This is a genomic window from Bradyrhizobium sp. Crot121, from assembly GCF_059512385.1.
This window is the reverse complement of the sequence record NZ_JCAMOR010000133.1, coordinates 1-11043: the sequence shown is the minus strand read 5'-3', so window position 1 is coordinate 11043 and position 11043 is coordinate 1. Positions and strand designations below refer to the sequence as shown.

The window sequence follows — 11043 nt, the reverse complement described above, 5'->3', positions numbered from 1 at the left end:
ACCGCGCGAAACTACTTCGCCGTTGTCACCATTGCCGCTACTCTGCTCTGGATAAGGTAACTGTCCACACGACCTAGAGCGTTTCATGGCTAAGCTGAATCGATAGGGATTCCCCTGAAGGCGGTTTGTGATTCAAGATGCTGGCTGGGCTGGAGGCCAGCATCTGATGAGCCGACCTCTTTCCAACGATCTTCGTGAGCGTGTTGTCGCAACGCCATCGGCGACTGGTTCGGTGGCGCCTGGCAAGATGGGCGGACACCGCAAGCCGGTGCTGGAACCTCATCGCGCGTTCATCAAGGAACGGATCAGCCAGACGCCGCATCTGACGCTGCACAAGCTGAAGGACGAACTGGCCGCGCGTGGGATCAAGGTCTCGCACAATGCGGTCCGGATTTTCTACGGCGCGAAGGGCTGCGGTTCAAAAAAACACTATTCGCCCTTGAGCAGGCCAGCTCCGACGTTGCACGACGCGTCACCGTTGGCGGTCCTGGCAGGCCGGCCTGGATCCCAAGCGTCTCGTCTTCATCGACGAGACCTGGATCAAGACCAGCATGGCTCCGCTACGCGTTGGGGACCAAAGGGCAAGCGGGTGCCGGGGTCTGCCCCGCACGGGCATTGGCAGACGCTGACCTTTCTCGGCGCTTTGTGCTGTGACGGCCTCATCGCCCCTTGCGTCTTCGATGGGCCGATCAACGGTGAGTGCTTCCAAGCCTATGTCGAACAGCAGCTCGTTTCAGTTCTCAGGCCCGGCGACATCGTTATCATGGATCATCTCGGCAGCCACAAGTCGGCTGCTCTGCGTCGCCTCATCCGCGGGCACGGTGCCAGGCTGTGGTATCTGCCACCTTACTCACCCGACCTTAATCCGATCGACCAGCCCTTCGCCAAGGTCAAGCACTGGATGCGCATCGCGCAGAAGCGCACCCTCGAAGATACTTGGCGACACCTCGGCAATCTCGTCGCAACAATCCAACCTCGCGAATGCAGCAACTACTTCGCAAACGCCGGATATGCTTCCGTCAAAATGTGAAACGCTCTAGAGAGCTGCGCCCATACCCACGTACGCGCCATGTGGATGCAACCTCGCCCTCCGCATCCATGCGACCAATGGGCCAAACAGATGCTAGCGTCGTGGACATGCCGGCCGCCGACTCCGCAGCGATTCCGCCGGCACGCACGACGGAACGAAGCTGGAAGTGCGGGTTGCAACCCCACAGCATTAGACAGGTTTGTCAGCACAATCGGCCCCAGCAGCAATCCGGCTGCCGGGCTCGATTTCAATCGGACGCTATTTGGCGGGTGGCCGCAGCGGGCTATCCGCCCACTTCCGGGCGGCGGGGTCGTGCAGCGGATCATCCTTGCAGGCAAGGCAAACATAACGCGACCGCCCATCGGCGACATCGACGGGAATGGCCGTCATCGCCTTTCCGCGCGACGGGCACAGCTTGCGGCTCGAACTTTGCGCAGGCATCGATATTTCCTGCCGAGCCCAGGTTAGTTTCATGCAGCCCGCCGACACAAGCGGTGCGCGCCGAAATCTGTCCGGATGGTGCCGCTCGCTTGACGCGTAGCGCCTCAAGATTGAAATTAAGCCTTCAGTGAAGTTGCGGGGGTGGCGTCGTGGAAGATTTCTACAGGGGCTTCGCGCAGCGGGCTCGCGATTTGGCCGAGAAGGCGGACCCGTTCACCAGGCGGCGGCTGCTCGATCTGGCACAACGATACGACCTGAAGAGCAGACCAGGATCCGGAGGCGACCCGCTCCCGCGTGCGACGCCGGCGGCCCTTTTTTTCCGGGTCCGGCAAGCTTAACGAATCCATCCCGGCGGACCTAGTCGAGCGCGGTCCGGTCGTTGGTTTTCCGTGTCTTCGTAGACCGGGGCGACTGTTCACTGACTGCCGCTGGTCGGTCCAGACGCCACCTCTCTAGTATCTGCTGCGAAGCTATTGTGGCATTCGACGGCGTCCGGATCCGTGGTCAACGACTGCAAGTCGGTGGCACGAAGTTGGGCGCATCGAGCAAGCTTGCCCAAGAACGGCTATCGAAGATCGAGCCGTCATTGAGACCTAGTTCACACGGCTCCGCGTTCCGGTCCTCTATGGTCCTGTCCCGCGTTCTTTGGAGGAAACAGATGATAGCCACCTTGTCGAGGGCGCTCTCGCGCGGCGCCCGTGCAGAAACCGACGTCGAGGACCTGAAGACCGTCGCGATCTTCTCCGGCGCCGGTCTGCTGCTGTCCCTTGTGGCGGCCATGGCCTTCAGCCTCGCGCTTGGCCCGGCGCCGTTCTGAAGGAAGACAGCCCGACGAAGTTGCGGCCTACTCGCGCGCACGATGTAGACACTTCCTCCGGCGTCTCCTCGTGTTTTTGCCAGCGGACTTCCTCCGCCCGAGCTCGCTCCTCGAGCGCAGTACGCTCCGTTTCGGTCCCCCACTTTCTCGTCATCCTCGCGCTAGGCGTTGTTCCTTTAGCGCCGCGTTGCGCGCGAGCCTTCTCATCGATCTTGCTCGGCCCGTTGGCAGCGTTGCCCTGCCGCCCCTCGCGGGCCCGATCGGTCGGTCGGCAGCGCGGCGTGCTCGGTAAAACGGCCGCTTCATCCGACCGGCCGCTGTCGCATGGCGCCCGGGGTGCGCAATGGCCGCACTGACGATCTCGGGGTCGCCAGTCTCCTGCGCGGCACCCTGATGAGGATTTGCCGCCGCAGCCAAGGCCCCATCAAATTCGACCTCAACCGCAAGCGAACCACGTACGCGTCAGCCCGAGCCGGTGGCGCACAGAGACGCTTACCCATCCGTCAGGCCGTTCGTTTTTCATGGAGCCGGGAGTTGATCTGCGACATCAGGATCGGCCCAAGAGAAAATTCCCCGACCTCCGCTTTCCGCGTCAGCCCACGCAAGTAACCGCCAGCGGATCTGATCGTGGTGCCGCGTTGCAGAATGCAGGCGACGACGACCGCCGCTTGCATTTCACCCAGGACGGTTTGCGCCTCCTCCCAGGCGCTCGGGCTGATCCCCAGCATCGATCGCACAACCGCCGCCGTGGCGAGGAAATCGCGCCAGTTCGAAATCCCACCCTTCGCATAATCGACGATGTCCGGACATGCACTCAGGACCATTCCCAACGGATACGAACTTTCGGCGACTCGCGATGGTTGAGGTCTTGGCTCAGCTCCCGCCGCCCTGCCTTTTGGAAGGCAAGGTTCAAGATCAGTGAGGGCTTCGGTATTTGAATTCTGTATGTGGCGCTCAGAATGGGACTCATTGGCGCTCGGATTCTTGGATTTGATGTGTGTTTCCAGAAGATTGAGCACGTCGTCAGCCAGTTGCGACAGCTCGTCAGCGATCGGCTCGAGCTCCTGGCGCGTCGCGGTGCGCGGAATCTGAGCGACCATTGCGCGGAAGGCGGCATGCACCTCCTGCCAATCGGCAGGCCCCTGCCCTGCCCTTCGCGTCGGGACGCCTTCCTCGATGCCGGTTGCAATCATCTTCGCGATGTCGCGCCGGCACAGCGTGATCCGTTCACGCACCAGCTTGAGTGCACGGGCTTCCGCTTCGATATCGGCCGCCAGGCCCTCAAACTCCTCTGACCGTACTACGAGCGGTGAAAGATCGAAGCCGAAGGCGAGCTCGATTTCGCCAGCATTGTCCTTCCGCGCATACCGCTTGCCATTCGGACTGTCGCGCCTGACGATCAGCCCCGCGTCGACCAGTACGGCCAGGTGACGCCTCAGCGTCGATGCCGGCATACCGTGCGCTCGCCGACTGAGCTGATGGTTCGACGGGAAGACGATCAGTTCATCCTCTCCTGTGAGCGCCGTCTCAGGATGGAAGGTCAGGAGCGCGTTAAGCACTGAGAGCGCGCGCTCGGACACGCCAAGCCGCGGCCGTGCCGTACAGATGGCATGAAAGATCTTCCATTTGTGCACGATCTTTTCGGGCGGGCGTTCTGTTGCGACCATATGGCTTGCCACATGGGCAAGTGTCAGCGATCGCCGCCCGAAGGGCGTCGTTGGAGAGTGTGACTGCATGTCTTTGCCTCAGCTGGGCAAAGGAAACCTGCTCGCCGAAACGACGATAAAATCGCGTAGAAACTCTTGACTGCGATTCGCGAAAGTGATTCTCTGTCAGTCGCCAAACTTGAAGAGAAGGGCTTCCGGAACTCCGTTTCGGGGGCCTTTTTCTTTTGCCTTGTCTGCTCCTGGTCTGCGTTTGCGGGACGAGGCCGTCAGGCCTCGGTGCTTTCCTGACCGCTGCTCGTCTTGGAAAACGCGTCGAACAGGGCCGGGAGTTGGTCGACAAGAAATGCCGCGAATGTCGTCGAGACATTCTTGTCGATGGTGAGCTTCAATTCGCGCTCGGCCTGACGCACGTGCGCGATTTTGTCTCCGGATACGGAAAAGACAGGCTTCTCTTCGGATGGCTTCGATGGTCCCGCGGAAGATGGACGGCTTGCCGCCGTGAATGCTGCAAGGAATCGAGCGTCAGTTTCTCGCTCTGCAAATTTAGGTTCGGCGATCGCCGTCCTGACACGTTTGAGCGCCGCTACATCCTTGATCAATTCAGCAAATGACTGCCAGCGGCCGCGGCCAACTTTCGGAGCCTTCCCGATTGCTTGAATGACTTCGGCTGGGACCGATCGAGCCACGGCAAGAAGCTTTGACGCCTCTGCCCGATCGATCGACAAGGCGTCTTGCACGATTGACCGGCTGTGCCCGGCATCTTCGATATGCATCGCGAAGGTCGCGCGCTCGATGAAACTCAAATCTTCGCGTGGTGCGTTCTCGAGTCCTTGCGCCACGACAAGCGCTTCATCTGACAGCGCTCGCAGGACCGCTTTGACTGAAATGCCTAGTTCGCGTGTGGCGCGGACGCGGCGATGACCATAGGCGCTCTGGTAGCGCCCTTTCGCTTCAGGATGCTCCCGAACGAGAATGGGCACCTCTTGGCCGCGCTGTGCGATCGACTGTTTGAGTGCTTCGAACGAGCTATCATCCTGATCGCGAAACCGGTCGGCCAGCGGTGACGGATCGATAAGCGAGGGGTCAATTTCAAGGATCACAGCCCCGGATGCAATTCTTTCGCGAAGCTCGTCGTTCTCTTTCTCGACTTCGGAAAAGGAATCTTTCAACGAGCGGACCGAGCCTGACGAGACCCGCGGCAGTGCACCGGGCACGTTGTCAGCTGACAACGCGGTTGATTGCGGGGCCGTGAAAAGGCTCTTGATGGTGTCTGTGCGTTTGCTCATCGACCCCACACCTTCTTAAGAAGTTGCGCGATTTCGGCATTGACCGAGTCGACCGATTCCAACGCCCGGTCGTAGGCGCCTCGCCCTACGGCGCCGCGCTCCAGCTCATACAGTGATTGCTTAGTGAGGCCGGCATTGGCGATCGCGGTCGATTTCCACACCGTGGCCTGGAGCACATCCGATCCAAAAAGGGTGCGGAGGAGCGCCACGATTTGAGCTTCGGGCACGTCATTAGGATCGTGACGCGTGATGACATACCGGATGAAATCGTGGTCGAGGCGCCCACCCGCTTCCTCGATGACGGACATGAGGTCCGACGTCATGAGGAGAAATTGGCTCATGGATGCGACATCGACCATCTGAGGATGGATGGTCACGAGCATCGCGGTCGCCGCGTTTAGCGCGCCCATGGTCAAGTAACCAAGTTGGGGTGGGCAGTCGATGACGACGACGTCGTAGTCGTCGGCGACCTGGTCGATGGCGCTGGCGACACGGCGAAAGAATAGGTCGTGTCCGCGTTCACGCCGCTCGACCATTGCTCGAGGCGTGGTGTGCTCGAACTCCATAAGCTCGAGATTGCCTGGAACGAGACCTATCCCGTCAAAATAGGTCGGCCGAACGACCTCGCGCATTGGCCGCCGGTGTTCGTCATATCGTATGGCGCCGTAGAGGGTTTCGTTCGCGGCGATGTCGAACTCGGGTTGGTACCCGAACATTGCTGACAGCGAAGCTTGCGGATCGAGATCGATCGCCAGGACCCGAAAGCCGGCAAGGGCGAGGTATTGCGAAAGATACAATGCCGTCGTCGTCTTGGCGGAACCGCCTTTGAAGTTCGCGACGGTGATGATTTGGAGCTTGTCACCAAGGCGGCGGCGCGGGAGAAATTCCAATGCTTCGCGCGGCCGCGCGGTGGCGAGATACCCGCGCAACTCATGAATCTGAGCCAGAGTATAAGATCGGCGGCCCCCGGTTCCCGTCGTCGGGGTCGGTCCAAGTCCGTCGAGAGAAAGTTGTCGAAGGTACCCATCGGACACGCCCGCAATTCGGGCGACCTCTCCTGAGGTGAACGACCGGAGCGACTTGCTCGCCGAAGGCGGGAAAAGCGTCGTCGCGAGCGAGCGAAGTTGGCCGGAAAGAATGCCGGCATGCCGAGAGATCCGCGCAGACGCAGTCTCGCTCATCGTAACCGAATCTTCCGCTAAGATCGCCATTTGCCTTCTCAAGACGGTTTCTGCGCGTCAGACGCCTAATCTCCGTCTTGAGAGATGGCCACGATTCTATGATTTGAGCAAGAAATAAAGGGTTAACGAGTTCTTAACGCTCGATGGCGTGCCTAACGGCGAGCAGCCGCTTTTTGGCGCGTCGCCCTGTTGTTGTCAGCTGACAACAATGGCCCCAGCCAGCCGAGCCAGCCTCTACTACAGCGCGATTCGGCGAGGCTGCGTGGATCCCTCAAGCATCATTCGGTACGATGCCAGCCGCTACTCCGATCAGTGTTGCTATCGTGCGGATGCGCCGGGGCGTCTTTCCATGCGCCGCAAACCCTCCCTTCTGGGGTCGAGTCAGCGTGTACCGGTGCTTGACGGTCGTTGACCAATCGGCGCGCGAGCGTCCCTATTCCTTGCTTTCCAGCAAGTCGCTGCCCGGAAGATCGCATGCCTCGTAAGGTAGGTGGGCTCGTACCTGATGCCGAAGACCAACGGTCCCCCAAAAGCACCCTCCCCCTCTCGTTGAAGCGCCGGAGCTGGTGGCGAGCGACGGGATTTTGCGATGTCGGTTCGCCGGGCCGTCGCAGTGTGGATCGACGCGCCACTGCGGCACTTCGCTAGGCCGCCGCTTGCCAGGGCAACAAGCAAGCCCCTCACGGCAGCAGGTCTCCGCCAATCAGCCGAAGAACAAGGGTCGAGTAATCGACCGAGTGCATTCCGGGTCATTCGCGCTCGCTGTTCCCGGACCACCAGCCGCAAGGCCGACCAGCACCTAGCGCGGCGGGGGCTCATCATCGACCGCACATGCGATCTGTTTCGGCGAAGGAAGCCAAGCTCAGTCGGGCCACCACCTTAACGGGCACCGCTGTGCGGCGGAGCGACCTCGCGCCGGGCCGCATACATTCTTCACACCTGGCCAACTGCCCGAGATGCCATCGTGAGCCTTCGACGCGGGCACGCCGCATCGAATCTCTTCCTGAACGAGACGCTCCGATCGCGGCGGAACGTAGTCCCATCGGGGGCGCCGCACAGATTGTTGTCAGCTGACAACATCCCCTTAGACCAGCGCAACGGGATGGCGGCTTCACGGTCGGGTAAGGCGGAGGCGCCGCCGGACCTTGGGTGATCAACGGCCGGCATCGGCTCGAGCCATGACCGTGGATCGTTCGGGGAGAACCAGCCGAAGAGTAGGCTGAGCTCACGCCTTGATCCTGCCTGTCAGGAAGTTTGATCCACAGCATCCAGCGTCGGAGTGGCACTCCATCGGCAGACAGCAAGACGGATCGACAATCCAATCTCGCGGGTTTGCGTGGCGCCGAATGAGGTCGACCGGAAAGTCGCCTCGCACTGCGGTCATAGGCAGCAACCGACCTTGGAGGATTGTTGTCAGCTGACAATAAGAGCCGGGCCTACGAAATGGATGTTGTCAGCTGACAACAATCTGTGCCTTCCAGCCGCCGACGCGCGTCCTTCTAGTCGTCGACGATCCGCGCCCTAATGAATTCAGGAGCCGGGACCAGGTTGTCCTCAGCCCGAGCCCGGTCGAGGTCATGGCGTGTGGTCTTGATGGGAAATAGGGCCCGGAAGGCCAGAAGGTGGCATTCATAGAATGCTAACCATAGAAATCTCGGGCCTCCGTGTGCTTTACGACCTTCTCCATCAGATTTCGCGAGAATACCCGGCCTTCACGCGGTGTATCCGGAACGTTATATAAGGATACACGATACACGCTAGAGGAGCGCCGCATGGCCTTCCATATCAAGAATCCGGAGACTGACGCGCTGGCCCGCAGGGTCGCGGCGCTGAAGAAAATCGGGCTGACCGAGGCCGTGCATACGGCACTCGCCCATGAACTCGAGCGCGAGCAGGGCAAGCCGTCATTAGTCGACCTGGGCGTCCAGTTTTGTCGCGATTTGAAGGCAAAGGGCAATCCGCAGAGCGGCAAGCCTGCTGACAGGGCGTTCCGCGACAGCCTGTACGAGGATTCCTGATGTTCATCGACGCTTCGGCGCTCACCGCGATGCTGACGGACGAAGACGAGGCGCGCGAGTTGCTGGCGCGCGTGCAGCAAAGCACAACCCGGCTGACCTCGCCGCAGGCCGTGTGGGAGGCGGCGATTGCCATCGCCCGCGTGCTCGATCTGCCGATCGCCGCGGCGGCCGAAGCGGTCGAGAGCTATCTCGCGCCGATGGAAATCAAAATGGTCAACGTTGCGCCCGAAACAGCCCGCATCGCGCTCGACGCCTTCGACCGCTTCGGCAAGGGCACCCGGCGCGGCTCAATTTCGGGGACTGTTTCGCCTACGCCTGCGCCCGATATCTTGGCGAACCGTTGATGTTCAAGGGCGCCGATTTTCCGCAGACCGACATCGAGGCGGCCTGACAAGCGCTACTATCGGAGCGAGCCTGAGCGTGGCAGAAGTAATGAACGCTGATTCGCGGCGAAGCCACCGAACCGACGCGGGGAAGCCAGCCCGATAGCCGTGACGACAGTCGATCGAGGAGGACATCTGAGCGCGGAGGGCGGCCGACGCGTCCGGAAGAGGGCAGGGGAGCTGCCAGCGGCGCATCTTCTTGGCGGTTTGGCGCCGACCGGCGGCTAGCCTGGCTTGAGGCCGCCAGAACTCGTTGATTTGCGAACCGAAATTGAATCCTCGGGCGGTCCGGAACCGACATCGCTATGACGGAAGCGAAAGCCGTGTTAGCTTCCGTTTCGCTGGTTCCCATTAGGGTTATCAGGACCTTGCTGCCTACCTACAAAATCCCCGATCCGCTGCCCTGGGCCCAGCTCGTCGGGCCGCTCGCCGCCGCCGAGGATGCTGTGGCCCGCTTCGACGAGCGGCTGGCCAAAAGCCCAATCCGCGACGGCGCAATCAGCCGGACACACTTCACCGATGCCTGCGCCAGTCTGTGGCTGGACGGCGAACTTGTCCACCTCGATGACCTCGTCCTCCACGACGCCGGCATGGACGTTCGCGCTCCCACCCACGAGCTGACTCGCGCCCACGCCGTGCTGCGCGCCCGTCGGCGCATCGCCGAGGCGAAGCCCGATTGGGCGCTGTCGGCTCCGGGGCTCGCCAGCCTGCGCGGCAGGGGCGAGCGAGAAGAGGAGACAGGCGAGGGAAATTTTGAGGTCGACGACGACGCCGAGCGGGAGGAGGTGGGTCTCGAATTGTCCCTCGGTGTCCGCGAGACCGATCCCCATCTGGCCGCCGCTTTCGACGCGGTCGACGCAGCGAACGCCAGGGCGGAGCGCAGGCTTGCCGACGAGACTCGGTTTCGGCCGGAGCGGGATTCTCTCATCTACGATCCCGACTGGGATGAGGAGGAACGCCTCGATCACTGGCGCGATGTGGTCGACCAGACTCGCGGCTTGCCGCCGACGCTGGCGGGGGCGATTGCCGCCGACGCCTGGGGTGAGATCGAACCGCTCGAGCACACCCCTTGGCTCGGCCGCCTGCTCGCCGCGGCATTGTTGAGGGACCGCGGCAAAACGCGCTCGCATCTGCCGTGCCTGCATGCTGGGCTAAAGAACATTCCGCGTGCGCGCCGGCGGCCACGCGACGCCGCGGCGCGTTTGGTCGTGCAACTCGAGGCCATCACGGCCGCCGCCGAGTCTGGCCGCAAGGACCACGACCGCTGGCTGATGACCAGAAACCTGCTCGCCCGAAAACTCGCCGGCCGTCGCGCCACTTCAAAACTGCCGGCTCTCCTCGACTACGTGCTGACGAGGCCGATCGTCTCGGCGGGCATGATCGCGGCGGAACTCGAGATCACTCCCCGTGCTGCCCAAAACCTGGTCGCCGAGCTCGGCCTGCGCGAGGCGACCGGGCGGGGACGCTACCGGGCGTGGGGCGTCCTGTAGAGGCGAAAGTCCGTGCTGTGAACGCTCGGCGGAAAGGCCGCCTCGTCCAGATGAATAAGGCACCCACAAAAATGCCGCGCGGTTGAAATCCAGCGCAGCGGCCGTTTCCAGCGCCCGAAGGTGTGACGAAAGCTCCGGTCACGCTCGAGACGCTGACCAAGGCCTTTATTCGTCCGGCACGCACGCGAGACGAAGGCTTGAAGATTTAGTTTGATCGTACTTATCGTAGGCAACCTACGATATATGCAATAAATCGAAACTTGCCCGTCCAGCTGGTCGCACGATACTGTACGGAGCCGCCTCAATCGTCGTTGGTAAGTTCGTCTGGCCACATCTGCGGCGCCATGGAGCACGCGCGAGATGCGAACGGTATCGCCGTCGACCAGGTACGCCGCGACATAAGATGTACGCGGAATGACCAACTCGCGCGTCCCAGCGACACGCCCCGGCCGACCGCTATCCGGAAAGGCGAGCAGGCGCCGCGCGGCATTCGCAATCTGTTCGTCGACATGGACCGCGGCACGAGAATTCTCGGCCTCGATGTAGCTGAAAATGCTGTCGCGATCGGACAACGCGAAGCGCGACCAGACTAAAGCGGAATGAAGTTAGCTTGAATCGATTTGGGATTCCCAAATCAGGCGGTTTCTGATTCCCCATGCTGGCTGGGCTGGAGGCCGGCATGGATGGGCAAGCCTTACTCTTTGGATTTGAGGAAGCGGGTCGTTGCGGC

Annotated in this window: 8 protein-coding genes and 2 pseudogenes; 5 read left to right on the top strand and 5 right to left on the bottom strand. The window is 61.6% G+C overall.

The features are described from left to right. Positions 1-127 precede the first annotated feature (127 nt). Complete coding sequence (locus AC5ZGW_RS43755; RefSeq protein WP_245475103.1) at positions 128-1030, top strand: IS630 family transposase; 903 nt, start codon at positions 128-130, stop codon at positions 1028-1030. Between the two features lie 258 nt (positions 1031-1288). On the opposite strand, the gene AC5ZGW_RS43750 is transcribed toward AC5ZGW_RS43755, so the two are convergent. Further along, a complete protein-coding gene (locus AC5ZGW_RS43750) occupies positions 1289-1471 on the bottom strand; it encodes a hypothetical protein (protein ID WP_130230403.1) in 183 nt (60 codons plus the stop codon). Positions 1472-2129: 658 nt separating this feature from the next. On the opposite strand from AC5ZGW_RS43750, the gene AC5ZGW_RS43745 reads away from it, so the two are divergent. Beyond that, the gene (locus AC5ZGW_RS43745; RefSeq protein WP_165435593.1) at positions 2130-2288 is read left to right on the top strand and encodes a hypothetical protein; all 159 of its coding nucleotides are present in this window, start codon (positions 2130-2132) and stop codon (positions 2286-2288) included. 503 nt (positions 2289-2791) lie between these two features. Here the strand turns inward: AC5ZGW_RS43745 and repC are convergent. The 3 genes from repC to repA form a co-directional block, all read right to left on the bottom strand. Then, positions 2792-4024, bottom strand: a complete 1233-nt coding sequence (repC, locus tag AC5ZGW_RS43740) for a plasmid replication protein RepC (RefSeq protein ID WP_130230407.1) — start codon at positions 4022-4024, stop codon at positions 2792-2794. A gap of 197 nt (positions 4025-4221) precedes the next feature. After that, the gene (gene repB / locus AC5ZGW_RS43735; protein WP_130230409.1) at positions 4222-5241 is read right to left on the bottom strand and encodes a plasmid partitioning protein RepB; all 1020 of its coding nucleotides are present in this window, start codon (positions 5239-5241) and stop codon (positions 4222-4224) included. After that, positions 5238-6452: a plasmid partitioning protein RepA gene (repA, locus tag AC5ZGW_RS43730; RefSeq protein ID WP_130230411.1), complete on the bottom strand. Its 1215-nt coding sequence runs from the start codon at positions 6450-6452 to the stop codon at positions 5238-5240. The genes repB and repA overlap by 4 nt, the downstream gene beginning before the upstream one ends. A 1742-nt stretch (positions 6453-8194) precedes the next feature. Between repA and AC5ZGW_RS43725 the strand changes: the two genes are divergently transcribed. The 3 genes and pseudogenes from AC5ZGW_RS43725 to AC5ZGW_RS43715 all read left to right on the top strand — a co-directional run bounded on the left by AC5ZGW_RS43725 (position 8195) and on the right by AC5ZGW_RS43715 (position 10313). Further along, entirely contained in the window at positions 8195-8440 is a 246-nt protein-coding gene (locus AC5ZGW_RS43725; RefSeq protein ID WP_130230413.1) for a type II toxin-antitoxin system VapB family antitoxin, read from the top strand. After that, positions 8440-8831 (top strand): annotated as a pseudogene (locus AC5ZGW_RS43720) (type II toxin-antitoxin system VapC family toxin). Before AC5ZGW_RS43725 ends, AC5ZGW_RS43720 begins: the two are co-directional and overlap by 1 nt. Before the next feature lie 297 nt (positions 8832-9128). Further along, on the top strand, positions 9129-10313 hold the full coding sequence (locus AC5ZGW_RS43715; RefSeq protein ID WP_207231158.1) for an RHE_PE00001 family protein: 1185 nt from the start codon (positions 9129-9131) through the stop codon (positions 10311-10313). Between the two features lie 301 nt (positions 10314-10614). Here the strand turns inward: AC5ZGW_RS43715 and AC5ZGW_RS43710 are convergent. Continuing rightward, positions 10615-10885: pseudogene (locus AC5ZGW_RS43710) on the bottom strand (type II toxin-antitoxin system RelE/ParE family toxin). Between the last annotated feature and the right edge of the window lie 158 nt (positions 10886-11043).

Excerpts from the sequence above, each read along its gene's own strand:
- AC5ZGW_RS43750 (WP_130230403.1), bottom strand. The coding sequence starts at position 1,471 with ATGCCTGCGCAAAGTTCGAGCCGCAAGCTGTGCCCGTCGCGCGGAAAG.
- AC5ZGW_RS43745 (WP_165435593.1), top strand. The coding sequence starts at position 2,130 with ATGATAGCCACCTTGTCGAGGGCGCTCTCGCGCGGCGCCCGTGCAGAA.
- repC (WP_130230407.1), bottom strand. The coding sequence starts at position 4,024 with ATGCAGTCACACTCTCCAACGACGCCCTTCGGGCGGCGATCGCTGACA.
- repB (WP_130230409.1), bottom strand. The coding sequence starts at position 5,241 with ATGAGCAAACGCACAGACACCATCAAGAGCCTTTTCACGGCCCCGCAA.
- repA (WP_130230411.1), bottom strand. The coding sequence starts at position 6,452 with ATGGCGATCTTAGCGGAAGATTCGGTTACGATGAGCGAGACTGCGTCT.
- AC5ZGW_RS43725 (WP_130230413.1), top strand. The coding sequence starts at position 8,195 with ATGGCCTTCCATATCAAGAATCCGGAGACTGACGCGCTGGCCCGCAGG.
- AC5ZGW_RS43715 (WP_207231158.1), top strand. The coding sequence starts at position 9,129 with ATGACGGAAGCGAAAGCCGTGTTAGCTTCCGTTTCGCTGGTTCCCATT.